The following is a 25,185-nucleotide window of genomic DNA, read 5'->3' as shown; positions in this document are numbered from 1 at the left end:
GCCTTCAGCGCGCGATACCGCTAACTGCGCTGCCGAGGAACGCATGCATGTGCGTCACGTCCGCCGCTGCGGCAGGCATCTCCGCCGCCAGGCGGGCGATTCCTTCCCGGGCCTCGTCGAGCGTCTTGCCCTGTCGGTACAGCAACTTGTGCATCTCGCGAATGGCCGTGATCCGCTCTGCTGAAAAATCGCGCCGACGCAGCCCGACGAGGTTGACGCCTCGCACGACCAGCGGGTTGCCGTCCACCACCATGAATGGCGGAACGTCCTTGCCCACGTGGCTTGCAAAGCCGACCATCGAATGCGCTCCAATCCGCATGCGCTGAAGCACGCCGGTGAGACCGCCGACGGTGGCCCAATCCCCGACTTCCACATGACCCGCCAGTGTCACATTGTTGGCCATGGTGATCTCGTTGCCGAGCTGACAATCGTGCGCGATGTGCACGTACGCCATGATCCAGTTGTCATCCCCGACCCGCGTGGTGCCGACGTCCTGCGTGGTACCCAGGTTGAACGTGCAGAACTCGCGAATCGTATTGCGATCGCCGATCACCAGTTCCGTCGGCTCACCCGCATATTTCTTGTCCTGCGGCACCGCGCCGAGCGAGGCGAACTGGAAGATGCGGTTGTCGCGTCCGATAGTGGTCCGACCTTCGATCACGCAATGCGCGCCGATCGTGGTCCCGGCCCCCACCCGGACGTGCGGTCCGATCACGGCATAGGGCCCGACACTCACTGTCGGATCGAGCTCAGCCTTGGGGTCGACGATGGCCGTCGGATGAATCAGCGTCATGCCCACCGCAGGTTCAATTGATCTGGCGCATTGCGCACATCAGCGTGGCCTCGCATGCCAGTTCGGCCCCGACCAACGCACGCCCCTTGAATTTCGAGATGCCCGCCTTCATGCGCTCGATCTCGACTTCCAGCGTCAATTGATCGCCCGGCTCCACCGGCCGCTTGAAACGCGCGCCATCGATGGCCGCGAAGTAGTAGACGGTGTTGTCATCCGGAATGATGTCCAGCGAATGGAACGAGAGCAACGCGGCCGCTTGCGCCATCGCCTCGAGCATCAATACGCCGGGCATCACGGGTCGATGCGGAAAGTGGCCATTGAAGAACGGCTCGTTCATGGTCACGTTCTTGAGCGCCTTGATGTGCTTGCCCTTTTCCATTTCGAGCACGCGATCCACAAGCAGAAAGGGATAGCGGTGAGGTAACAGCTTGAGGATTTGATGGATATCGAGCGTCATGATTTCTTGTCCTGCATCGTCATTTTTTCCAGCGCCTTCAGGCGCTCGCGCAGACTGTGCAGTTGCTTGAGCGTGGCTGCATTCTTCTCCCAGGCGGCATTGTCGTCGATGGGAAACACGCCGGTGTAATGGCCGGGCTTGTGAATGGATCGCGTCACCAACGAGTTGGATGAGATGTGCACGTGATCGGCGATCGTGAGATGCCCCAGGACCCCCGCCCGGCCACCGAGCGTGCAGTACGCGCCAATGGTCGCGCTGCCGGCGACTGCGGCGCAACCGGCCATGGCCGTGTGCTTGCCCACGCGAACGTTGTGGCCGATCTGGATGAGGTTGTCGAGCTTGACGCCGTCCTCGATCACAGTATCTTCGAGGGCACCTCGATCGATGCAAGTGTTGGCGCCGATCTCCACATCGTCCCCTATGCGCACAGCACCAAGTTGCTCGATCTTGATCCAGGCACCCTCTTGCGGGGCGAGGCCGAATCCATCCGCGCCGATCACGACGCCCGGATGCAGGAGACAGCGGTCCCCGATGACGCAATCCTCACTCACCGTGACTCGGGACTTCAGGACGGTGTCCGCGCCGATGCGCGCCCCTCGCTCGATGACGCACAGCGCGCCAATGCGGGCGGTCGGGTCGATCGAAGCGTCTGGATCGATGACGGCACTCGGATGAATGCGCACCGCGTCGGGTCGTGCATGCGTTTTCTTCCAGAGCTGCGTCAGCCGGGCGAAATACAGGTATGGATCCGGCGTCGAAATGAATGCTCCGCGCTCGGCGGCGGCGTCCCGCATGGCAGGCGCCACGATCACACAGCCCGCCTTGGAGGCAGCTAGCTCCTTGCGATATTTGGGATTGCTCAGAAAGCTGATGGCGTCTGCTTGTGCCACCGAAAGCGGCGCCAGCCGCTCGATGGACAACGCCGGATCGCCCTCAAGCTCGCCCCCGAGGGCATCAACGATTGCACCTAGCCGTAGTGACACGCCGATTTGCGGCGCTACTTGCCGCCGTTCGAGGTCGACGCGTTCAGCGCCTTGATCACCTTTTCGGTGATGTCGTGCTTGGGGTTGATGTAGATCGCTTCCTGCAGGATCGCATCGTACTTTTCAGCTTCAGCCACCTGCTTGACCACGCGGTTGGCGCGCTCGTAGACCTGTTGCAGCTCTTCGTTCTTGCGAGCGTTCAGATCTTCCTGGAATTCGCGGCGACGTCGCTGGAAATCCCGGTCTTGATCGATCAGCGCACGCTGACGCGTCATGCGTTGCGTTTCGGAAAGCGTCGGAGCCTCTTTTTCGAACTTCTCGGAGGCGGCCTTGAGCGCTTCACCCTGTGCGGTCAAATCCTTCTCGCGCTTGAGAAACTCAGCCTCCAGCTTTGCCTGTGCTGCCTTGGCGGGCAAAGCCTCGCGCAAGACGCGATCAGGATTCACAAAACCGATGCGGAAGGTTTCCTGCGCGTGGGCAGGCATCCCCACCGCCATGAAGGCGGGGATCAGCAGCGCACCTGCGGCACGAAGCAATGGGGTCATTAGAAGGAAGTTCCGATCTGGAATTGCAGGCGTTGGATTCTATCCTCCGGGATACCATTCGCCGGGTCTGCCTTCTGGTAAACGACAGGAATGGCGTACGCCAGGCGAAGCGGGCCGAGCGGCGAAATCCAGCTGATCCCCAGGCCGACGGACGCACGGATCTTCGTGATGGCGTCCCACTGCGCGTTGGTGGAGAACGAGTCACGCTCTGCCCACACGTTGCCGGCATCGAAGAATCCGTAAAGACGCAGCGTCCGGTCGTTGCCAGCACCCGGGAACGGGGTGCTCAACTCGGCATTGAAGATGGCCTTCTTCGTGCCGCCCAGCGCCGCGCCCTCAGTCTGCCCAAGGATTGGCACGTCCTTCGGTCCCAGGGAGTTCTGTTCGAAGCCGCGAACCGACCCCAGGCCACCGGCATAGAAGTTCTTGAAAATCGGATAAGTATTGTCACCAAACGCCTTGCCATATCCCAACTCGCCGTTCAGCGCGAATGTGTACTGCTTGTTGAGCGGGAACCACTGCTGGTATTGGTAGCTGCCCTTGTAGTACTTCATGTCGCCACCGGAACCGACTTCGAGATTGGCCCGCTGCAGGCGGCCACGGGTCGGAACCAGCGCGCTGTCTCGATCATCACGAGCCCAGCCGACGGTCAGGGGAATACCCCAGACTGAATTGTTCTCGCAAAACAGAACAATGCCGTTCGGTCCTGTCGTACACCCGAAGTAGTCACGATACGACTGCGGGGTCAACGCAGAGATCGAACTGCCGGGGTCGAAACGGTAGCGCTCGAGACCCGCACCAAAGAAGACCGTGTCGACTTCGCTGAACGGGACACCAAAACGGATGTTGCCCCCCTCGTTCACCAGCTTGTAGTCGCCGTCGACGGTGTAGTACGGCCGGGTGGTCGTGCTGTAGAGGCTGAAGGTGCGCGAGATGCCGTCCTTTGTGAAGTAGGGATCGGTGGTGGTCAGCGAGATTGTGCGGTTGTACTTGCTCGTGTTGACCTGCACGCCCAGGTAGTTGCCAGACCCGAACACGTTTTCCTGGGAGATGCCAAAGGTCAGGGAAACCTTCTCTGCCGTGGAAAAGCCGGCACCCAACTGCAACGAGCCGGTCGGCTTTTCAGTCACGTTGATCGTCAGGTCGACCTGGTCGGGCGACCCGGGCACTTCCTGGGTGTCGACATTGACATCGGTGAAGAATCCCAGCCGGTCGACGCGATCGCGCGACAGCTTGATCTTGTCGCCGTCATACCAGGCAGCCTCGTACTGCCGGAACTCACGCCGGATGACTTCATCGCGCGTGCGGTTGTTGCCGCCAATGGAGACACGGCGCACGTACACCCGTCGACCTGGATCGGCGTTCAAGGTCAGCGCCACGCGATTGTTGACGCGGTCGATCTCAGGCTCGGCCTGAACGCGTGCAAACGCAAAGCCGAAGGAACCGAAATAGTCTGTGAACGCTTTGATCGTCTCGGTAAGCTGTTCGCCGTTGTAGGGTTCGCCGGGCCTGATCGTCACCAGCGACTTGAACTCGTCTTCACGCCCCAGGAAATTGCCGGTGAGCTTGACGCCGGAGACGACGAACTTCTCCCCTTCGGTGATGTTGACGGTCACGGCCAGGTCCTGGCGGTCCGGCGAGATGGCGACCTGCGTCGAGTCGATGTGGAACTCAAGGTAGCCGCGCGACAGGTAGTAAGAGCGCAGCGTCTCAAGGTCGGCATTGAGCTTGGCGCGCGAGTACTGGTTGGATTTGGTGTACCAGCTCAACCAGCCGCCGCTGTCCTGATCGAAGAGACTGAGCAGTGTGGATTCACTGAAATCCTTGTTGCCAACGATGTGCACTTCGCGAATACGCGCAGGCTCGCCTTCGGTCACGGTAAAGGTGAGATTGACCCGGTTGCGCTCAATCGGAGTGACCGTGGTCACAACCTGCGCGTTGTAAAGGCTCCGGCTCACGTATTGGCGCTTTAGTTCCTGCTCCGCGCGGTCAGCCAGTGCCTTGTCGAAGGGGCGCCCATCGGCGAGACCCACCTCACGCAGCGACTTCAGAAGCGCCGCCTTGTCGAATTCCTTCGTCCCGACAAAATCGACCTCGGCGATGGTCGGCCGCTCTTCGACGACCACAACAAGCACATTGCCGTTGACGTCGATTCGTACATCCTTGAACAACCCAAGATCAAACAATGCGCGGATCGCTGCCGATCCACGTTCGTCGTTGTACGTGTCGCCTACGCGAAAAGGCAGCGAGGCGAAAATCGTACCCGGCTCCACGCGCTGGAGTCCTTCGACGCGAATGTCGCGAACCGTGAAAGGTTCGACCGCCCAGGCCGCCGTAGCGGCAATCGCGCTGGCCACCACTGCGGCGACGCTGCGCAGGCGAAAGCGACTGAATGTTTTGTTCATCTGTGAAATTGCGCCAGCGCGGAACGGGCCGGCAGATAGTTAACCAAAGAGCCGCGTGACGTCGTTGAAGAGTGCAATGGACATCATGACGAGCAACAACGCAACACCGCCGCGTTGAAGCCTTTCCATCCAAGCATCCGAGACACTCCTGCCGGTCAGGCCCTCCCAAAGATAATACATCAGGTGCCCTCCATCGAGGACCGGCAGCGGCATGAGATTCAGCACACCCAGACTGACGCTGATCAGCGCCAGGAACACCAGGTACTGGGTGAAGCCGAGGCTCGCAGACTTCCCTGCATAGTCGGCGATCGTCAGTGGCCCGCTCAGGTTCCTGAGTGACGCTTCCCCGATGACCATCTTGGCCATCATGCGCACGGTGAGCGCAGACACCTCCCACGTGCGGACAAGACCATGCCAGAGCCCGTCTACCGCGCCTTGCCGCACAAGAACCATCTCTGGCGGAGTCCCCACGTAAGCGCCGATACGACCGACCTTGATGGCCCCTTCTTCACGCACCTCGGGCACGACGTCGATCTTGAGCACCTGATCGCCGCGTTCAACTTGCCAAGGTTGGACCCGGGGCTGGCCGCCATCGACCGAAGCGCGGATCACCTCGCGCAATTGCTGACCGTCAACGATCGGCGTGCCGCCCACCGTACGCACCACATCGCCGGAACGCAGCCCAGCATGCTCCGCTGCACTTCCCGGCATCACCTCGCCGATCTCAGGCCGCGTCAATGGAGCGACGACGCCGATCTTTCGGAACATCTGCGCATCGGCATCCTTGGCTTCGATGCGACTCAGCGGCAATACGAGTTCGCGAGACGGGCGCCCGCCCTCACCCGCGATTTCGAGGGTGAGGTCGCGCCCGTCGAGCGCGCCGCGCGTCATGCGCCACCGCAAGTCCTCGAAGGACTGCACCGGCTCCAGTGCGCCGTCAAACCCTGCCCGCGTGACGTGCTCGCCGCCACGCAGCCCCGCGGCTTCCGCCAGAGATGCGGCCACGGGGTGCGCAAGCTTCGCTGCCGGCTCCTGCACGCCGATCCAACTGACGAGCGTGTAGAGCAGTACCGCCAGAAGCAGATTTGCGATGGGACCTGCCGCGACGATGGCGGCGCGCGACCGCAAGGGCTGCGTATTGAACGCGCGATGCCGCTCCTCAGGGAGCACCGGGCCCTCGCGCTCATCGAGCATCTTCACGTACCCGCCGATCGGGAACATACCGATCACGAATTCAGTGGATTGCCCTGGATGCTGACGCTTCGGCTGCCAGCGATAGAGCGGCGCGCCGAAACCGACTGAGAAGCGCAGCACCTTCACGCCGCACGCTACCGCTACGCGGTAATGACCATACTCGTGGACTGCAATCAGCAAGCCGAGCGCGACAATGAAGGCAACGACTGTGAGCATGGAGTATCCGAAAGTTGGTGGTCAGACAGCGAAGCGCAATGCGGCTGCGTTGGCTGCGGCACGGGCGCTGGCGTCCAGGGCGAGCAAGTCCCCGAGTGATTGCGGCTTGGAGGGGCGCACTGCCTCCAAAGTTTCCATGTTCACCGCATGAATTCGGTCGAAGCGAAGTCGGCGATCCAGGAAGGCCTCGACGGCTACTTCGTTGGCAGCGTTCAGAATCGCCGTCGTACCGGGCGCGGCGCGCAGTGCGTGCCAAGCCAACTCGAGACCGGGGAATAGCGCCGAATCTGGCGGGTCGAAGGTCAACGCCGCCATCTGGCGGAAATCGAGTCTGCTGGCACCGCTCTCGATGCGTTCGGGCCACGCGAGACCCACGGCGATGGGGACCCGCATATCCGGCGTGCCGAGTTGCGCAATCACCGATGAGTCGGTGAACTGAACCATCGAATGCACCACGCTCTGCGGATGAATCACGACCTCTATCTGCTCCGGTCGCACGCCGAACAGGTGGCGGGCCTCGATCACTTCGAGAGCCTTGTTCATCATCGTCGCGGAGTCCACCGAGATCTTTCGGCCCATGACCCAGTTGGGATGGGCGCAGGCCTCCTCCGGGGTCACGCTGATCAGCGACGCTGGCTCGCGGGTGCGGAACGGCCCTCCGGATGCGGTCAGGATGATCTTGTCGATCCGCCGGGCCCACGTCGCCGGATCCTCCGGAAGTGATTGGAAAATTGCCGAGTGTTCGCTGTCAATCGGCAAAAGCGTCGCCCCACCCTGTCGCACGGCGCTCATGAAGAGTTCGCCGCCGACGACCAGCGCTTCCTTGTTGGCAAGCAAGAGACGTTTGCCCGCTCGGGCCGCGGCCAGACAGGGTCCCAGCCCTGCAGCGCCGACGATGGCAGCCATGACGGCATCGGTCTCCTCATGGGACGCGATGGTTTCGATGGCGTCTCTGCCTTTCAATACTCGCGTCGGCAATCCGTTCTGCTTCAGCTTGTCGGCGAGAAGATCCGCGTGCGGCGCACTGGCCATGGCGGCGAATTTCGGTGAGAAGCGCGCACATTGAGCAAGCATCTCATCGACCTTCGTTGCCGCCGACAAGGCAAAGACTTCAAAACGGTCGGGATGTCGAGCGATCACGTCGAGCGTGCTCACACCGACTGATCCCGTCGAGCCGAGCACAGTGACGCGCTGTCTGATTGTGTTCACAGGAAGGCCAACATCATTGCAATAGGCAGCGTCGGAAGCAACGCATCGACCCGATCAAGCACGCCGCCGTGACCCGGCAGCAAGGCACTGCTGTCCTTGGCGCCCGCACTACGCTTGATCAACGATTCGACCAGGTCGCCCACCACGCTCATCGCCGCGAGGAATATTACGCCGATCAGCAATAGCCACCACCCACGTTCCGCCAGTCGCGTGTAGAGGCTGCCGACACTGGCCTGCAACGCGGCATCGCACCACGTCCAGGCGAACGCCAGAATTACCACGCCGGCCATGCCGCCCCACACGCCCTCCCAGCTCTTGCCGGGGCTGATGGTGGGCGCAAGCTTGTTACGCGTGAATTTGAGGCCGAACGCCCGGCCCGCGAAATACGCGAACACGTCGGCGACCCATACCAGCACCAGGATGGACAGGAGGAAGTTGATTCCGATCATGCGTGCCTGCACTGCAGCGAGCCAAGCAACCCACAGTGCCAGCAATCCCCCGACCAGGCGCAAGCCCTTGGGAACACGTGGCCAGCCCGGCACCGCGACGCGGAGCAGCGCAGCGCCACCGAGCACCCATGAAGCACTGGCCACGATCCAGACAAGGAGCAGCGGTGCGCCGAGTAATCCCAGCCACCATGACAGCGCACAAAGCAAGACGATCTCAGCTCCAAGAAACAACGAGACCCGCTGGCCGTAGCCATTGAGACGACCCCACTCCCAGCCAGCGGCGCCGATCAACGCAAGCATCACGCAACCGAAGGGAACGTACGACGGATAGAAAAGCGCGGGAAGCAGGATCGCCAACAAGACGACCGCTGTAATGATGCGTTGTTTGAGCATGCGCTCAGGCTGCTTGCTGATCGGGCTGCGCAGGAGACCGAACTTGCGCCGAAGTCTGTCCATATCGGCGCTCGCGAAGCTGGTAGGCATCGATCGCCTCGTCCAGCGCTGCTTCGTCGAAGTCAGGCCACAGGCGATCGCTGAAGAACAGTTCGGCGTAGGCGCTCTGCCAGAGGAGGAAATTCGATAGACGTTGCTCGCCACCGGTACGGATGAACAAATCGGGGTCCGGAACGTGCGACAGAGCCATCGCGGCATCGAGGTTGGTCTCGGTCAAGGCCTCGCCTCGAGCGACCAGTTGCGCTGCGGCTCGCGCGATGTCCCACCGGCCGCCGTAGTTGAAACACACGTTCAGGACGAGCCGCGAATTGTGCGCCGTGGCAGACTCGGCCTGGATCAGACCGGCGGTAATTTTCTCGGAGAGACCACCGCGCTCACCGACGAAATGCAAACGAACTCCATCCTGGCTCAGCTTGGGTACTTCGCGGCCAAGTGCGCCGACCATCAAGTCCATCAAACCGGACACTTCTTCAACAGGCCGGTTCCAGTTTTCGGACGAGAACGCGAAGACCGTCAGGACAGCAACGCCGCGCGCCACACAGGCCTTCACGCATCGCCGCAAGGACTCGACGCCCTGCTTGTGCCCGGCAACTCTCGGCAGGAAGCGGCGCGTCGCCCAGCGTCCATTCCCGTCCATGACGATGGCAATGTGGTGAGGAATGGCGCGTGGGGTCTTCATCTCAGACTGCCATGATCTCGGCTTCCTTCGCGACCACGAGACGATCGATCTCGGCGATATGGCGATCGGTCACTTTCTGGATCTCGACCTCTGCGCGCTTCTGGTCGTCTTCGGATGCCAGTTTGTCCTTGACCAGCTTCTTGATCGCGTCATTGGCATCGCGGCGCAGATTTCGCGTCGCGATCTTCGCGCTTTCGCCTTCGTTGCGGACGAGCTTGGTCATTTCCTTGCGCCGCTCCTCGCTCATGGGAGGCATCGGAATGCGGATCAAGTCACCCATCGAAGCCGGATTGAGGCCCAGATCGCTTTCGCGAATTGCCTTCTCGATCTTGGCGCCCATGCCCTTTTCCCAAGGTTGGACGCTGATGGTCCGCGAATCAAGCAGCGCGACATTCGCCACCTGCGACAGCGGTACCGACGAGCCGTAGTACTCGACGTGGATGGAGTCCAGAAGTGCTGGATTGGCGCGGCCCGTGCGAATCTTGGTGAGGTTGCTCTGGAACGCCGCGAGCGATTGGTTCATCTTGGCGTCGGTTGCGTTTCGGATGTCTGCAATGGTCATAGATACTTTCTCCACTCAGGCATGCACCAGCGTGCCTTCGTCCTCGCCCATGACGACCCGCTTCAGCGCGCCGTTCTTGAAGATCGAGAACACCTTGATCGGCAGATTCTGGTCGCGGCACAGCGCGAAGGCCGTGGCGTCCATGATGCCGAGATTTTGGGCGATGGCTTCGTCGAAGCTCAACCTGGCATAGCGGGTCGCACTCAGGTCCTTCTTGGGGTCTGCGGTGTAGACGCCGTCAACCTTCGTAGCCTTGAGCACCAACTCGGCGCCGATCTCGGCACCGCGCAATGCGGCGGCGGTATCCGTCGTGAAGAACGGGTTGCCGGTACCGGCGGCGAAGATCACCACCTTGCCTTCCTCCAGATATTGGAGGGCCTTGGGGCGGACGTAGGGCTCGACGACCTGTTCGATCGCAATCGCGGACATGACGCGCGCAATCAAGCCTTGTTTGTTCATGGCATCGGCCAGGGCGAGAGCGTTCATGACGGTCGCCAGCATGCCCATGTAGTCGGCAGTGGCACGATCCATCCCGACGGAACCGCCGGCAACACCCCGAAAAATGTTCCCGCCGCCGATCACGACGGCGACTTCGACGCCCATGTTCACAACTTCCGCCACCTCGCCAACCATGCGGACGATCGTCGCGCGATTGATGCCGAAAGCGTCGTCGCCCATCAATGCCTCTCCCGACAGCTTCAACAAGATTCGCTTGTGGGCTGGGCGGGCTTCAGGCATGGATGGTTCCTTTGAGAGTTGGCGGGTGCGAGTGTATGACGTGATAGCGGGGAGGCAACGGTGCGATGCGCACCATTGCCTGGTAGCGACTTAGGTCGCAGCCTTGGCCGCTGCGACCTGGGCAGCCACTTCGGCCGCGAAGTCGTCAACCTTCTTCTCGATGCCTTCGCCCACGACGTACAGCGTGAAGGCCTTGATCGAAGTGCCGGCCGCCTTGAGCATCTGCTCCACGGTCTGCTTGTCGTTCTTCACGAAGGCCTGGTTGTGCAGCGAAACTTCCTTGAGGTACTTCTGCACACCACCCTCGATGCGCTTGGCAACGATGTCAGCCGGCTGGGGTTGCTTGCCGGCGGCCTCGGCTGCCTTGCGGTCTTCTTCGGCCTTGCCGGCAGCGACAGCACGCTCTTTTTCGATCAGCTCGGCCGGAACGTCCGCTGCCGAGATTGCTACCGGCTTCATGGCCGCGACATGCATCGCCACGTCCTTGGCGGCCGCGTCATCGCCTTCGAACTCGACCATGACGCCGATTCGCGTGCCATGCAGGTACGAGGCCAGCTTGCCGTTGCCGGCGAAACGCTTGAAACGACGGAAGCTCATGTTCTCGCCAATCTTGCCCACCAGACCCTTGCGCACGTCTTCGAGGGTGGGGCCGAAACCGTCCTGCTCGTACGGCAGAGCACCGAGGGCAGCCAGATCAGCCGGGTTGTGCTTTGCGACGAGCATCGCCGCTGCATTGGCCATCGCAAGGAAGCTGTCGTTCTTGGTGACGAAATCGGTTTCGCAGTTGATTTCGATCATCGCGCCGGCCTCGCCTTCGACAAAAGCAGTGACCACGCCTTCAGCGGTAATTCGACCCGACGCCTTGCCGGCCTTGTTGCCCAGCTTGATGCGAAGAAGCTCTTCGGCCTTTTCCATGTTGCCGTCGGCCTCGGTCAAGGCCTTCTTGCATTCCATCATCGGTGCGTCAGTCTTTGCGCGCAGTTCGCCGACCATGCTTGCGGTGATTGTTGCCATGTGTACTCTCCGTTCGGTTTGTCAATTGCGGTCGCCCATACCGGGCACCACGAAAATCAGATTAAAAAAAAGGGGCTTTAAGGCCCCTTCTTCAGGCTCGAACGAGCGTCAATCAGGCGGAAGCGCCCTCTTCGACCTCGACGAACTCATCGGCATTGCCCTCGGACACCGCCTTGACAACATCGCTGACGGCGCTTGCGCGACCTTCGATGATCGCGTCCGCAATACCGCGGGCATACAACGTGACAGCCTTCGACGAGTCGTCGTTGCCAGGAATCACGTAGTCAATGCCTTCGGGCGAATGGTTGGAATCGACCACACCGATCAGGGGGATGCCCAGCTTCTTGGCCTCGGCAACTGCGATCTTGTGGAAGCCCACGTCGATCACGAAGATGGCGTCGGGCAATGCAGTCATGTCCTGGATGCCGCCGATGTCCTTTTCGAGCTTTTCGATTTCGCGCGTGAAGGTGAGTTGTTCCTTCTTGCTCAGGCTTTCGAGGCCGGCTTCGAGTTGGGCCTTCATGTCCTTGAGACGCTTGATCGACGTCTTGACGGTCTTGAAGTTGGTCAGCATGCCGCCGAGCCAACGGGTGTCGACGAAGGGCACGCCGGCGCGGCGCGCCTCGGCGGCCACGATCTCGCGAGCCTGGCGCTTGGTACCCACCATCAGGATGGTGCCGCGGTTGGCAGTGAGCTGCTTGGCGTACTTCATCGCGTCCTGGAACATCGGAAGCGACTTTTCCAGGTTAATGATGTGAATCTTGTTGCGATGGCCGAAGATGTACGGGGCCATCTTGGGGTTCCAGAAGCGCGTTTGGTGACCGAAATGGACACCGGCTTCCAGCATTTCGCGCATGGTGATCGACATAGGAATAACTCCAAAGGTTGGGTCTAAAATCCAGCCCGTTTTGTGCGTCTTCTTCCGATGAAATTCGAAGACTCACAACACCTTGAGTGGGCTGGTTTGCGGATGTGCTTCGCCCTGGAAAAACACCCGGGAAAGTGAGTAAAAGTACCCGGAGCGAAACCCAACGAGTATAGCACCGCCCCATTTGGCCTCCCAATCCACCATGCGCCCTGACCTGCACGCTACCCGCATCGCCCTGATGACGGGCACCTCTGACGTGTGCACCGAAATGGAGCATTCCGTCGCCGTCGCGGAATCGCCCGCCTGCAATGACACTTTTACGCGCACGCTTTTTGACGAAGCACGCCGTGAAGCGGTCGCGGCCGCCATGCAAAAGCCGATGTCCGGCCTCGCTTTTTCGGTCAAGGACCTGTTCGACATTGCCGGCCAGCCAACGCCGGCCGGATCCGTCGTACTTGCCCATGCGCCTTCGGCCAAGGCTGATGCGGTTGCCGTTGCCCGGCTCCGCGCCGCGGGAGGCGTGTTGTTAGCCCGGACAAACATGACCGAGTTCGCCTTTTCGGGTGTGGGCATCAATCCGCACCATGGAACGCCGGCGAACCCAAGCGATCCCGCGACACCGCGAATTCCCGGAGGCTCGTCCTCTGGTGCGGCGGTCTCGGTCGCGACTGGCGCCGTCTTCGTGGGACTCGGCTCCGATACCGGTGGCTCGATCCGGATCCCGGCGGCGCTGAATGGCATCGTCGGCTTCAAGAACACGGCGCGGCTCGTCCCGACCGACGGCGCACTTCCGTTGTCGACGACGCTTGACACCGTTTGCGCCCTGACCCGATCGGTCCGCGATGCGATCACGGTCCACCAGATCCTGGCGGCCCGCCGGGTGACGGCCGGCAATGCGCCATTGGCGAACTACCGGTTCGCCGTGGCCCAGGATCTGTTCCTGGACGAACTCGACCCCGTCGTGGCCGGCGCCTTCGAGCGAACGCTCAGGACGCTGCGAGGCGCCGGCGCGCGCATCGAAGAGATCAGCCTGCCCGCACTGGCGGACCTTCCTGCAATCAACGCCACCGGCGGCTTTTCTGCCGCCGAGTCCTATGCCTGGCATCGCCTGCTGTTGGAACGCAGTGGTGCAGGCTATGACCCCCGCGTGGCGCAGCGCATTCTGAAGGGCGCGACGATGAAGGCCCACGAGTACATCGAACTCGGCAACGCCCGCCGAGCCTGGATCTCCCGCATGGAGCAGGCACTCGCACCATTCGACGCGGTTTTGTCACCCACGGTGCCGATCGTCGCGCCGACCATTGCCAGCGTTGCTCCCGGGGAAGAGCGCGACGCCGCCTTCTTCAAGACCAATGCGCTGCTGCTGCGCAATCCCTCGGTCGTCAACATGCTCGACGGCTGCGCGATCTCCATTCCCTGCCATGTCGCGGGCGAGTTGCCCGTCGGACTCATGCTCTGGCACGCCGCCCTGCGCGACGATGCGGTGCTGGCCGCAGCGCTGCAGGCCGAGCGCGCGCTCGAGGGACGATAGTCCTTCCCAACGAATCAAATCACCACAAAGTAACGAATGAAAGTAGCGATCGTGGGAGCCGGCATCATCGGCGTCACCACTGCATGGGAGTTGGCCTGCGACGGCCATGAAGTCGTCGTCTTCGAGCGTCGCGGCGCTGCGGCCGAGGAATCCAGTTTTGCCAACGCCGGTGTTGTCGCGCCAGGTTACGTGACCCCATGGGCCGGCCCGGGAATGCGTGGAAAGGTCCTCCGCTCGCTCCTGTCGACGCACGGCGCCATCAAGTTGCGCTGGCCCTTGTCCGCACGCGACGTGCGCTGGATGGGCCATTGGCAGCGCGCCTGCAAACTCGAAACCTACCTGGCCAACCGCGCACGCATGCAGCGCCTCGCGTTCTACAGTCGCGCCCGCCTGCACGCGATCACGGAGGCATGCGAGTTGGAGTATGAGCGCAGCGACGGCTATCTGGTGCTCTTGCGCTCCAAGCGCGAGAAGAAGCTGGTGCAAGCAGGTCTCGATGTCCTGCGCGCAGCGGGAACAACGTTTCGCGAGGTTGACGCCGACGAAGCACGAAAGATCGAACCCGCGCTCAGCAGCGATACGGCGCTCGCCGGCGCCATCCACCTGCCCGACGACGAGGTGGCCAATTGCAGGCAGTTCGCACTGCTGCTCAAGTGGGAAGCCGAGGCGCTGGGGGTGCAGTTCCATTTCAATTGCGATCTGGCACCCATGAAGCGTTCGGCTCCAACCGAACTGTCACTGGCGAGCGGCTCCGAGGGCCATCGCTTCGACGCGATAGTGGTATGCGCAGGAGTCGCCTCGGCAGACCTCCTGAGGCCGCTGGGACTGCGCGTTCCGCTGGCGCCGGTCTACGGCCACTCCATCAGTGCCAGCATCCGAGAACCGCTCAATGCCCCACGCAGCGCCGTGATGGACGAGCGCTACAAGGTCGCGATTTCCAGACTGGGGCTGCGCGTGCGCGTGGCGGGAAGCGCCGAGTTGGGCGGCTCGCTCGGAACGCTCAATCCCGCGTCGCTGCAGACGCTCTACAAAGTTCTGCAGGACTGGTTCCCAGGCGCGGTGACGCTCCGCTCAGGCGTCCAGCAATGGAAGGGTGCGCGGCCGATGCTGCCGGACGGACCTCCCATCATCGGCCCGAGCGGCGTGCCCGGCGTTTGGCTCAACCTGGGACATGGATCGAGCGGCTGGGCGCTCTCCTGCGGTAGCGCGCGCGTGCTGGCGGATCTCATGTCCGGCCGCGATGCCGGTATCGACCTCGAGGGGCTGGGCATCGAACGCTTGCTGCAACACTGACGCTCGGAGCGTCGACTCATGTATCGCATCACCTCCGCCACCGCTGCCGACCTCTTCGATATCTCGACGATTAGGCGGATCGAGCAGGCCGCCGCGGCCACGTTGCCGCCTCATGCATTGATGAGACGCGCAGGCCTCGCAGTGGCGCAGTTGGCGATGGCCATCGCGCCCCACGCGCGCGTCATCTGGATCGCTTGCGGCCCCGGCAACAACGGCGGCGACGGCTTCGAGGCGGCGTCCCAGTTGCAAAGGCGCGGCTTCACTGCGGTTGTCACGCGAATCGGCGACGACAGCCACCTGCCCGCGGATGCACAAGCCTCGCTTCAGCGCGCGCACGAGGCCGGCGTTGAGTTTGCCGAGATTCCCCCCTCGAACTACGACCTCGCCATTGACGCATTGCTGGGCATCGGCGCCGCGCGGCCGCCCGATGGATTGATGCTGGATTGGCTCCGGCGCATGAGCGGCGGTCACGCGCCGGTGCTCAGTGTGGACACGCCTTCCGGGCTGGATGCCGATACCGGAACCCTGTCGGCGAATTTCCTGACTTCTCCCGCGTTGGGCGCTACGGCCCCCCACCGCGCGTGCCTGAGCCTCCTCACGCTCAAGCCCGGTCTTTTCACCGCGCAAGGCCGCGATGCGACTGGCGAAGTGTGGCTTGACGACCTCGGCGTGTCCGCAGGCTCCGAACGGCCGACGGCCAGGTTGCCCGGCGTCCCGGCCGAGTCACCGCGCTGGCAGTCCTCGCACAAGGGAAGCTACGGCGACGTCGCAGTGATCGGCGGCGCGCCCGGCATGGCGGGAGCTGCCCTTCTCGCAGCGTCCGCCGCACTTGCCGCTGGCGCGGGGCGCGTGTTCATCGCTCCGCTGGACGCCGGCACCGTTCCGCTGGATGTTCTTCGACCGGAGCTGATGTTCCGCCGCCCGGACACTCTGGATCTCGCAGGCATGACCGTCGTCTGCGGATGCGGTGGCGGGACGGCCGTGGGAGACGTGTTGCAGCGCGTTCTGGAAACCGCCGCGGCATTGGTCCTCGACGCGGATGCACTCAATGTCATCGCGGGCGACAACGCATTGCAGGGTTTTCTGACCGTACGCACACAGTCCGAACGGCCAACCATCCTCACCCCGCACCCGCTCGAAGCGGCTCGTCTGTTGGGTGTGGCCACGGGTGACGTCCAGAGCGACCGCATCGCTGCCGCCAACCAGCTTGCCGCGCGCTTCGGGGCCACTGTCGTACTCAAGGGCTCGGGCACTGTGATCGCCGCCCCCAAAGAAGTGCCGGTGATCAATCCAAGCGGCAACGCACGATTGGCTACCGCCGGGACTGGCGACGTCCTCGCCGGGATGACCGGCGCGGCGCTGGCAGACGGCCGGCCCGCCATGGCCGCCGCCTGCGAAGCCGTCTGGCGTCACGGCGATCTGGCCGATCGCTGGCCTGCCGATATTCCGCTGACAGCGGGTGCGCTTGCCTGCGGCAGCCCTCCCGCCACGCCTCGCTGAACGCGCGTCAGCCGCGGCCGACGAAGGGCATCTTGGTCGCCATCACCGTGTGGAAAAGCACGTTCGCCTCCAGCGGCAGGTTGGCCATGTAGAGCACCGACGACCCGACGATGGACACATCCATCACCGCCTCGATCGCGATCTCGCCGTTGGCTTGAGGAACGCCCTTCGCCATGCGGGCAGCGAGTTCGGTCAGCGCATTGCCGACGTCGATCTGACCCACCGCAATGTCGTACTTGCGACCGTCCAGCGACGCCGTTTTCGTCAACCCTTCGACCGCGTGCTTGGTGGCGGTATAGGCGATCGAGTTCGGCCTGGGCGTGGTCGCGGAGATCGACCCGTTGTTGATGATGCGTCCACCCTGCGGCGTCTGCGACCTCATCGTGCGAAATGCCTGCTGAATGCAATAGAACATGCCGCTCAAATTGATATCGACCACGCCTCGCCATTGCTCAGGCGTCCAGTCCTCGAACGGTCCCGGCGGATTGCCCACGCCCGCATTGTTGAAGAGCAGGTCCACACGACCGAATTGCTTCACCGCCGCAGCGAACAACGCCTGCACCGATTCGGAGTTGGCAACGTCGGTCGGCACAGCAAAAGCCCGTGCGCCAGCGCCAGATTCCTGCACCACCTTCTCCAGGGGCTCAATGCGGCGACCGGCCAGCACGACGCTCCAACCGTCCCCCAGCAATGCCAGCGCAGCAGAGCGGCCGATGCCCGTGCCGGCCCCGGTGACGATTGCGATGCGGCTCTTTTTCTCAACGCTCATTCATTTCTCCTTGGATCAGCGGCGCGGCTTGCGCCCTTTCATCTTGTTCGCCGCCTTCTTGACTGCTGTCTTGAAGGCTTGCATCGCCGATTGTGACCCTCGGCCGGATGACCGATCGTCGCGCTCCGCAACGGCTTCAGGCTTCTTGCGCGCGCTGCGCTTGGCTGACGCCTTGACTGGCACGCCGCTCGGCGCGACGCCCTTGTCCTTCATGGCGCGGGCACTCAGTTCCTCGCCCTCCCGCACCAGCCTGAAGTCGATCTTGCGACCATCCAGGTCCACGCGGCTGACTTGCACCCGGACGCGCGTACCAATGGCATATCGAATGCCCGTACGTTCGCCGCGCAGTTCCTGTCGCTGCTCATCGAACTTGAAGTATTCGCCGCCGAGTTCGGTGATGTGCACCAGGCCCTCGACGTACATCGCATCGAGCGTGACGAAGATGCCGAACGTGGTGGCCGCCGTCACGACGCCGCCGTATTCCTCGCCGAGATGTTCGCGCATGTACTTGCACTTCAGCCACGCCTCGACGTCACGGCTGGCCTCGTCGGCACGGCGCTCGTTGGCGCTGCAATGCAGGCCGGCGGCTTCCCAGGCCTGCACTTCCTTGCTCGGCGCCACGGTGGCCTTCTGCGGCTTGGCCGTGGGCGACTTCACGCGCGAAGCCAACCGCTTGGCGAGCTTGGCATGCGCCTCGCCGGGCGTCGGCAACATCGGCAGCTGGTACTTGGTCTTCCCGAGGATCGCCTTGATGACGCGATGCACGAGCAAGTCGGGATAGCGCCGGATCGGACTCGTGAAGTGCGTGTAGGCCTCATAGGCCAGTCCGAAGTGCCCGCTGTTGATCGGCGTGTAGATCGCCTGTTGCATCGAGCGCAGCAGCATGGTGTGGATCTGCTGCGCGTCGGGGCGCTCTTTTGTCGCGTCGGCGATGGCCTGGAACTCGCCCGGCTTCGGATCGTCGGTGATCGAAAGACCGACGCCCATGGCCTTGAGATAGCCGCGCAGGATCTCCTTCTTCTCGGGCGTCGGGCCTTCGTGCACGCGATACAGGCCCGGGTGCTTGCCCTCGGCGATGAAGTCTGCGCTGCAGACGTTGGCCGCAAGCATCGCCTCTTCGATCAAGCGGTGCGCTTCATTGCGCGTGCGGGGCACGATCTTCTCGATGCGGCCGGCCTCGTCGCAAATGATCTGCGTCTCGGTCGTCTCGAAATCGACTGCACCGCGCTTCGAACGCTGCTTGAGCAGCGCGCGGTAAACGTCGTGCAGGTTCAGCAGATCCTTGACGCGCTCCTTGCGCTTCTGCGCTTCCGGTCCGCGCGTGTTGCCGAGGATGGCGGCCACTTCGGTGTACGTGAATCGGGCATGGCTGAACATGACGGCGGGATAGAACTGATAAGCGTAGATCTCGCCATCTGCCGCGACCAACATGTCGCAGACCATGCACAGTCGCTCGACCTCTGGGTTCAGCGAGCACAAGCCGTTGGACAGCTTTTCCGGCAGCATCGGAATCACGCGACGCGGAAAGTACACGCTCGTCGCCCGGTCGTAGGCATCGATATCGATGGCCGAGCCCGTCTGCACATAGGCACTCACGTCCGCGATCGCAACCAGCAGACGCCAGCCCTTGCCTCGGCCCACCTTGGCCGGCTCGCAGTACACCGCATCGTCGAAATCGCGCGCGTCTTCGCCATCGATGGTGACCAAGGGAATGTCGGTCAGGTCGATGCGCCCCTTCTTGTCGGCGGGGCGAACCTTGTCGGGCAACGCTTTCGCTTCTGCAAGACAGGCCTCGGAGAACTCGTGAGGCACGCCGTACTTGCGCACCGCGATCTCGATCTCCATGCCTGGGTCGTCGATCTCGCCGAGCACTTCCTTCACCCGGCCCACCGGTTGTCCGAAGAGCGCCGGCGGTTCGGTCAACTGAACGACGACGACCTGGCCGACCTTCGCTGTGCCCGTCGCGCCCTTGGGAATCAGGACGTCCTGTCCGTAGCGCTTGTCTTCCGGCGCTACGAGCCAGACTCCGCCCTCATGGAGCAGACGGCCGATGATGGGCTGTTCGGAGCGCTCGACGATCTCGACCACGCGCCCCTCGGGCCGACCGCGTCGATCCTGCCGCACGACGCGTGCCTTGACGCGGTCCTTGTGCAGCACGGCGCGCATCTCGTTCGGGGGCAAATAGATGTCGGCTTCACCGTCGTCGCGCTGCACGAACCCGTGCCCATCGCGATGTCCTTGGACCGTTCCTTCAACTTCATCCAGCAAGCCGCTGGGATGGCCAATATTTTTGATATGATCTCCTTCTTTCCTGAAATTCAAAACATAACTGCTTCGGCAGGTATGTGGGCCCAGATGGCGGAATTGGTAGACGCACTAGTTTCAGGTACTAGCGAGTAACATCGTGGAGGTTCGAGTCCTCTTCTGGGCACCAAGTTTAAGTACACCCTTTCCGGGTTTTTCGATTCAAGCCACCGGTCTCCGGTGGCTTTTTCGTTGGGGCTGCCCAACATCAGATGGGCAGCGCAATCAGGTCGTGTCCCTCAGCGCCGACGATGCGCGCGCGAGTGAATTCACCGACCTTCAGTGTCTTGCTGATTTTTTCCGGTGGCAGCAGTCGCACGATGCCATCGATCTCCGGCGCGTCCGCATAGCTTCGGCCGACGCCGCCCTTGCGCCCCATGCCCGGCGCGGAATCCACCAGCACCTGCATCGTCGCGCCGATGCGCTTGCGCAGCTTCGCAATCGAAACCGCCTCTGCGACTTCCATGAAGCGCGCGCGTCGTGTTTCGCGCTCTGCCTCGGGCAGCATGCCCGGAATATCGTTCGCAGCGGCGCCCGCCACCGGGCTGTAGGCAAAGCAACCGGCGCGGTCGATCTCGGCCTCGCGGATGAAGTCGAGCAAGTGCTCGAACTCTTCCTCTGTCTCGCCAGGAAAGCCGGCGATGAAGGTGCTGCGAATCACGAGTTCGGGGCACACCTCACGCCAACGCGCGATGCGCTCCAGATTCTTTTCACCGCTTGCGGGCCTCTTCATCCGGCGCAGTACGTCCGGATGACTGTGCTGCAAGGGCACGTCGAGGTACGGCAGCACCTGGCCACTCGCCATCAACGGAATGATCTCGTCGACACTGGGATACGGATACACGTAGTGCAAGCGCACCCAAGCACCGTAGGGTGCAGCGATTTCGCCGAGCGTGCGCACGAGTTCGAGCATTCGCGTCTTGACCGGCTTTCCGTCCCAGAAGCCCGTCCGGTACTTCACGTCCACGCCGTAGGCTGACGTGTCCTGGCTGATCACGAGCAGTTCCTTGACCCCGCCCTCGAACAAGGCCTTGGCTTCCGACAAAACATCGCCAACAGGCCGCGACACGAGATCGCCGCGCATCGACGGAATGATGCAGAAGGTGCAGCGGTGGTTGCATCCTTCGCTGATCTTCAGGTAGGCGTAGTGCCGCGGCGTGAGCTTCAGGCCTGCAATTCCGAAGGCTTGCGGCACCAGGTCAATGAACGGATCGTGTGGCTTGGGCAGGTTCGCGTGCACCGCATCCATCACTTCCTGGGTCGCATGGGGGCCGGTCACTGCCAGCACGCTCGGGTGCATCTGACGCACCAGATTGCCGCCCTCCTCGCCCGTCTTCGCGCCGAGACACCCGGTGACGATCACGCGGCCGTTTCCGGCCAAGGCTTCACCGATGGTGTCGAGACTCTCCTTGACGGCATCGTCAATGAAGCCGCAGGTGTTGACGATCACCAGGTCGGCGCCTTCGAACGTCTTCGAGGTCTGGTAGCCCTCGGCGCTCAACTGCGTGAGGATCAGCTCGGAATCAGTCAGGGCCTTGGGGCAGCCCAGGCTGACAAAACCGACTTTGGGGGTGGCCGGCGCGGCAATTCGTTCGGGGGAGGCAACTTCACTCATATGCCCCTATTGTCCCAGCTATCGGCCGGCCTGCCTCGTTCAGGGGCGCTTGATGCCAAAGGCGCCCAAAACCTGTTCAGTGTTCTTCTGCATCTGCTCCTGCATCTGCAGGAAGACATGCTTGGACTGTTCGACGTAATTGCCCATCAATCCCTGAAGCACCGGGGACTGCAGGGTCATGAACCTGGACCACATCTCCGGCGTCAGGCCTTCGGATTTTTCGGCGAGTTGTGCCTGCACCTCGGCCATTGCCTGGATATTTTTTTCGAGATACGGCCCCATGTAGCTTTGCATCGCCTGGCCATAGAACCGGATGATGCTGGCCAGAACCTGCTCCGTGAACATCGGCGCACCGCCGGCCTCTTCCTCGAGGATGACCTGCAGGAGGATGCTGCGCGTGAGGTCGTCACCGGTCTTGGCATCCCGCACCACGAAAGACGCCTGGTTCATGACGAGCTGCTTCACCTCGGCGAGGGTGATGTAGCTGGAGGTTTCCGTGTCGTAGAGCCTTCGGTTCGGATACTTCTTGATCACCCGCTGGACCGGCTTCACACCGGACTTCTTGCTCTGCACTAGGGACTCCTTCGGTTTCGCGATATTGGCGCGCGAACAATTCTAGGGAGCGCCCATATTGCACCGCGCCAAGGTTTACCCTGACCGGAGGAGAAGGCGAAGGCGAAGACTTCAGTCCAGCGAGGTCGCGTACTCGGCGCCGCAGGCCTTGCACGTTCCGGTCTCGGGGCGCGCGTCGGTTGCTTCGCGGTATTGCAGAGGGCTCTTGATGCCGTTGAAAACCCAGCAACGAGGACAGTGCTCCTGGCCCGCCACCGGCAGATAGCCGCGGGCGCGCTGCTCGGCGCGCTCACGCGTGACGGGAGATCCCTGCCGGACGGTTCGCGCGACATCTTCCGCCGCCATGGTTCCCGCGCGACCGTTGGCACGGTCGTTGAGGCCGTAGACCACGCGCGCGAATTCGAGCGGCGCCTGGCGCACCAGCGCCGCGATGCGGAGTTCTTCCAGCGATGGATCGATCTCGGCGGCAGTATTCATCGGTTCCTGGACCAGGTGCTTTGATGTGAATGCGGTCAAGGTACCACAACTGAGGCGGCAGCCGCCAGTCGCCCGAAGGCCATAGAACTATGGCTGAGCTATGCCGAAGATCCGAGGGAGGAGGAGAAGGAGGTTTTGATCAGCTGTGCATCTGGTGGTTAATCAGATGCTGTGACCAAAAAATTGGTAGGCGCGATTGGACTCGAACCAACGACCCCCACCATGTCAAGGTGGTGCTCTAACCAGCTGAGCTACGCGCCTAGGTTGTATTCGAGAGGCCGAATTGTAGCAGGCTCCGAAAGCACTTTTTCAGCGACGTCGCGCAGAACGCACACCGGTCACCGCGGACACCACGCCTAACACCTGTGTGAGTCGCGCAGCGTCTGCAATTTCGATGGTGAAAGTCATCCACGCAGTGCCCTTGACCGATTGCGTCTGCACGCCGATGACGTTCATCTTCTCGCGCGCGAAGACATCCGAGATATCCCGCAGAAGACCTTGCCTGTCCGCCGCTTCGACAGCGACGTCCACTGCGTAGACCGAGCCCGCCTCGCTCTTCTGCGCACCCCACTCGACGTCAATCACGCGTTCGGCGTTCTGGCTGGCCATCGTCCGGAAGTTGCTGCAGGTCGCGCGATGGATGCTCACGCCGTGGCCCTTCGTCACGAAGCCGCGAATCGCGTCGGGCGGCGCAGGCTTGCAGCACTTGGCGAGCTGCGTCATCAATGACGACACACCCACCACCAGCACACCACCGCGACCAGCCTGCTCGCTGCCGCGCGCCTTCTTGATGATGACGCCGTCGTCCGGTCCGGGCGCGGGCTCTGGCGGACGCAACAGTACCTCGATGTTCCGCAGCGAGAACTCGTCCTTGCCCACCACTTCGAAGAGGTTGTCCGCGGACTTGAAGCCCAACTGCGACGCAAGGTCGTCGAGCTTCAGCGCAGTCTTCCCTTCTCGTTGAAGAAGTCGCTCGACCGCTTCTCGGCCACGCGCCACGGTTTCGTGGGTGATCTGTGCGTTGAACCAGGCCCTGACCTTGGCACGCGCGCGATGGCTCGCCAGGTAGCCGAGCTCCGCGTTCAGCCAATCGCGCGAGGGACCGCCTTCCTTGGCGGCAATGATCTCGACGGTCTGCCCGTTCTGGAGCGGCGTGTTGAGCGGCACCATCGCGCCGTCGACACGCGCGCCGCGACAGCGATGCCCGAGGCTGGTATGGACCGTGTAGGCAAAGTCGACGGCGGTCGCGCCCTGGGGCAATTCGACGATCGCGGCATCGGGCGTCAGCACGTAGATGCGATCGTCGAAAAGGCCCTGCCCTTGCTGACCGCCGGACAGGTCCCGTTCCCACGCGAGCAGTTGCCTGAGCACCGCGATCTTCGCGTCGTATTCGCCGCTCGCCCAAACGCCCGCATAGCCCTTCTGCCCCGCTTCCTTGTAGGCCCAATGCGCAGCCACGCCGTGCTCGGCGTGATCGTGCATCTCCTCGGTCCGGATCTGGATCTCGATCGGCTTGCCCGCATGCCCATCGACCACTTCGCGCACCACCGTGTGCAGCGACTGGTAGCCGTTCGGTTTCGGGCGCGCGATGTAGTCGTCGAACTCCTCGTCGATCGGCTGGAAATGCGAGTGCACCCAGGCGAGCGCCGCATAGCAATCCTTGACGTCGGCGACGACCACGCGCAGCGCCATGATGTCGAAGACCTGCGCGAAGTCGAGCGACTTGCCGCGCATCTTCTTGACGATGCTGTAGATGTTCTTTGGCCGCCCCTGCACCTTGGCCTTGACGCCCTCGGCGGCCAGATCGCGTTCGAGGCGCGCCCTCAATTGCTCGACATAGCCTTCGCGCTCGACGCGCTTCTCATCGAGTAGGCGTGCGATGAGCTTGTAGGTCTCCGGCTCGAGGAAACGGAACGAAAGGTCCTCGATCTCCCACTTGACCTGCCAGATGCCCAGGCGGTTGGCCAGAGGCGCGAACACCTGGAGCGACTCGCGAGCGACGTTCTCCGGCGGCGGCCGCTTGCTGGCCGCTGCATAGCGCAAGGTCTGCAGTCGCGAGGCCAAGCGAAGCATCACCACACGCAGATCACGCGAGAACGCGAGCAGCATCTTGCGCACGTTCTCGGTCTGCGCGCCGACGCCATCCGCCAAGTGAGCACTGGCGGTGGCCGAACGCGCCTGCTTCTGCACATGCACGAGCTTGGTGGTCTCGACGGCCAACGCTGCGAAGTTGTCGCCGAACACCTTGGCGATCACTTCCCGCGGACGGTTCAGGTGCTGGCACGAGTAGACCAGGTAGCTGGCGGCCTGCATGGCTTCAGAGCCACCCATCGACGCGACGATGCCTGCAACGGCATCGGCGTGCGACAGCGTGTTCTCGCCGGTGTCCAGCGTTTCGTCGGCTATCAAGGGTTCGGCGAACGCCCGCGCTCGCGCGAGCATGTTCTCCATCACCGGCGTGCGCTCAGCAGTCGCTGCCGACAGCGGGTAGTCGACCACCAGCGATTCCGAAGCAGGCGGGACGTGCAGATTGGACTGTTCGCGCTTCACTATGCTGA

Annotated in this window: 22 protein-coding genes and 2 tRNA genes; 4 read left to right on the top strand and 20 right to left on the bottom strand. The window is 62.7% G+C overall.

The window, feature by feature from the left end; genetic code table 11:
- Positions 1–4: 4 nt before the first annotated feature.
- The 13 genes from lpxA to rpsB all read right to left on the bottom strand — a co-directional run bounded on the left by lpxA (position 5) and on the right by rpsB (position 12,565).
- Positions 5–793: an acyl-ACP--UDP-N-acetylglucosamine O-acyltransferase gene (lpxA, locus tag AC1DHL_RS06210; RefSeq protein ID WP_478101259.1), complete on the bottom strand. Its 789-nt coding sequence runs from the start codon at positions 791–793 to the stop codon at positions 5–7.
- Positions 794–806: 13 nt separating this feature from the next.
- Positions 807–1,250 (bottom strand): 3-hydroxyacyl-ACP dehydratase FabZ, encoded by a 444-nt coding sequence (gene fabZ / locus AC1DHL_RS06205; RefSeq protein ID WP_478101261.1) that lies wholly within the window; start codon positions 1,248–1,250, stop codon positions 807–809.
- Positions 1,247–2,233, bottom strand: a complete 987-nt coding sequence (gene lpxD / locus AC1DHL_RS06200; protein WP_478101262.1) for a UDP-3-O-(3-hydroxymyristoyl)glucosamine N-acyltransferase — start codon at positions 2,231–2,233, stop codon at positions 1,247–1,249. The genes fabZ and lpxD overlap by 4 nt, the downstream gene beginning before the upstream one ends.
- A gap of 14 nt (positions 2,234–2,247) precedes the next feature.
- A complete protein-coding gene (locus AC1DHL_RS06195) occupies positions 2,248–2,778 on the bottom strand; it encodes an OmpH/Skp family outer membrane protein (RefSeq protein ID WP_478101264.1) in 531 nt (176 codons plus the stop codon).
- Positions 2,778–5,183 carry an outer membrane protein assembly factor BamA gene (gene bamA, locus AC1DHL_RS06190; protein ID WP_478161331.1) on the bottom strand — a complete coding sequence of 802 codons (2,406 nt, stop codon included), beginning with the start codon at positions 5,181–5,183 and terminating at the stop codon, positions 2,778–2,780. Before bamA ends, AC1DHL_RS06195 begins: the two co-directional genes overlap by 1 nt.
- Before the next feature lie 39 nt (positions 5,184–5,222).
- A complete protein-coding gene (gene rseP, locus AC1DHL_RS06185; RefSeq protein ID WP_478101268.1) occupies positions 5,223–6,593 on the bottom strand; it encodes an RIP metalloprotease RseP in 1,371 nt (456 codons plus the stop codon).
- 21 nt (positions 6,594–6,614) lie between these two features.
- Positions 6,615–7,793 (bottom strand): 1-deoxy-D-xylulose-5-phosphate reductoisomerase, encoded by a 1,179-nt coding sequence (ispC, locus tag AC1DHL_RS06180; RefSeq protein ID WP_478101415.1) that lies wholly within the window; start codon positions 7,791–7,793, stop codon positions 6,615–6,617.
- 5 nt (positions 7,794–7,798) lie between these two features.
- Positions 7,799–8,644: a phosphatidate cytidylyltransferase gene (locus tag AC1DHL_RS06175; protein WP_478101270.1), complete on the bottom strand. Its 846-nt coding sequence runs from the start codon at positions 8,642–8,644 to the stop codon at positions 7,799–7,801.
- Positions 8,645–8,648: 4 nt separating this feature from the next.
- Positions 8,649–9,383 carry a polyprenyl diphosphate synthase gene (uppS, locus tag AC1DHL_RS06170; RefSeq protein ID WP_478101272.1) on the bottom strand — a complete coding sequence of 245 codons (735 nt, stop codon included), beginning with the start codon at positions 9,381–9,383 and terminating at the stop codon, positions 8,649–8,651.
- 1 nt (position 9,384) lies between these two features.
- The gene (frr, locus tag AC1DHL_RS06165; RefSeq protein WP_478101274.1) at positions 9,385–9,945 is read right to left on the bottom strand and encodes a ribosome recycling factor; all 561 of its coding nucleotides are present in this window, start codon (positions 9,943–9,945) and stop codon (positions 9,385–9,387) included.
- Between the two features lie 15 nt (positions 9,946–9,960).
- Positions 9,961–10,683 carry a UMP kinase gene (pyrH, locus tag AC1DHL_RS06160; protein WP_435516945.1) on the bottom strand — a complete coding sequence of 241 codons (723 nt, stop codon included), beginning with the start codon at positions 10,681–10,683 and terminating at the stop codon, positions 9,961–9,963.
- A 90-nt stretch (positions 10,684–10,773) separates the two neighbouring features.
- A complete protein-coding gene (gene tsf / locus AC1DHL_RS06155; protein WP_478101276.1) occupies positions 10,774–11,697 on the bottom strand; it encodes a translation elongation factor Ts in 924 nt (307 codons plus the stop codon).
- A gap of 112 nt (positions 11,698–11,809) precedes the next feature.
- Positions 11,810–12,565 (bottom strand): 30S ribosomal protein S2, encoded by a 756-nt coding sequence (gene rpsB, locus AC1DHL_RS06150; RefSeq protein ID WP_478101278.1) that lies wholly within the window; start codon positions 12,563–12,565, stop codon positions 11,810–11,812.
- Positions 12,566–12,767: 202 nt separating this feature from the next.
- On the opposite strand from rpsB, the gene AC1DHL_RS06145 reads away from it, so the two are divergent.
- Genes AC1DHL_RS06145 through AC1DHL_RS06135 form a run of 3 tightly spaced genes read left to right on the top strand, consistent with a single transcriptional unit; the run spans position 12,768 to position 16,889 of the window.
- Positions 12,768–14,096: an amidase gene (locus AC1DHL_RS06145; protein WP_478161329.1), complete on the top strand. Its 1,329-nt coding sequence runs from the start codon at positions 12,768–12,770 to the stop codon at positions 14,094–14,096.
- 36 nt (positions 14,097–14,132) lie between these two features.
- Positions 14,133–15,389, top strand: coding sequence for a D-amino acid dehydrogenase (locus AC1DHL_RS06140; protein ID WP_478161327.1), 1,257 nt, complete (start codon positions 14,133–14,135; stop codon positions 15,387–15,389).
- A gap of 18 nt (positions 15,390–15,407) precedes the next feature.
- Positions 15,408–16,889, top strand: a complete 1,482-nt coding sequence (locus AC1DHL_RS06135) for an NAD(P)H-hydrate dehydratase (RefSeq protein WP_478161325.1) — start codon at positions 15,408–15,410, stop codon at positions 16,887–16,889.
- Between the two features lie 7 nt (positions 16,890–16,896).
- Here the strand turns inward: AC1DHL_RS06135 and AC1DHL_RS06130 are convergent, their stop codons facing one another.
- Positions 16,897–17,658, bottom strand: coding sequence for an SDR family oxidoreductase (locus tag AC1DHL_RS06130; protein WP_478161323.1), 762 nt, complete (start codon positions 17,656–17,658; stop codon positions 16,897–16,899).
- A 15-nt stretch (positions 17,659–17,673) separates the two neighbouring features.
- Entirely contained in the window at positions 17,674–19,926 is a 2,253-nt protein-coding gene (gene rnr / locus AC1DHL_RS06125; protein ID WP_478161321.1) for a ribonuclease R, read from the bottom strand.
- Between the two features lie 81 nt (positions 19,927–20,007).
- Here rnr and AC1DHL_RS06120 point away from each other — a divergent pair.
- A tRNA-Leu gene (locus tag AC1DHL_RS06120) sits at positions 20,008–20,092 on the top strand.
- 78 nt (positions 20,093–20,170) lie between these two features.
- On the opposite strand, the gene rimO is transcribed toward AC1DHL_RS06120, so the two are convergent.
- The 5 genes from rimO to AC1DHL_RS06095 all read right to left on the bottom strand — a co-directional run bounded on the left by rimO (position 20,171) and on the right by AC1DHL_RS06095 (position 25,078).
- Positions 20,171–21,577, bottom strand: coding sequence for a 30S ribosomal protein S12 methylthiotransferase RimO (rimO, locus tag AC1DHL_RS06115; protein ID WP_478101290.1), 1,407 nt, complete (start codon positions 21,575–21,577; stop codon positions 20,171–20,173).
- A 39-nt stretch (positions 21,578–21,616) separates the two neighbouring features.
- Positions 21,617–22,150 (bottom strand): polyhydroxyalkanoate synthesis repressor PhaR, encoded by a 534-nt coding sequence (gene phaR / locus AC1DHL_RS06110; protein ID WP_478101292.1) that lies wholly within the window; start codon positions 22,148–22,150, stop codon positions 21,617–21,619.
- Between the two features lie 111 nt (positions 22,151–22,261).
- Entirely contained in the window at positions 22,262–22,627 is a 366-nt protein-coding gene (locus tag AC1DHL_RS06105) for a hypothetical protein (protein ID WP_478101294.1), read from the bottom strand.
- 184 nt (positions 22,628–22,811) lie between these two features.
- A tRNA-Val gene (locus AC1DHL_RS06100) sits at positions 22,812–22,888 on the bottom strand.
- A 48-nt stretch (positions 22,889–22,936) separates the two neighbouring features.
- Positions 22,937–25,078: a RelA/SpoT family protein gene (locus AC1DHL_RS06095; RefSeq protein ID WP_478161430.1), complete on the bottom strand. Its 2,142-nt coding sequence runs from the start codon at positions 25,076–25,078 to the stop codon at positions 22,937–22,939.
- Between the last annotated feature and the right edge of the window lie 107 nt (positions 25,079–25,185).

This window comes from Variovorax sp. 10L426, assembly GCF_056395305.1.
This window is presented reverse-complemented; position numbering and strand designations above follow the sequence as displayed.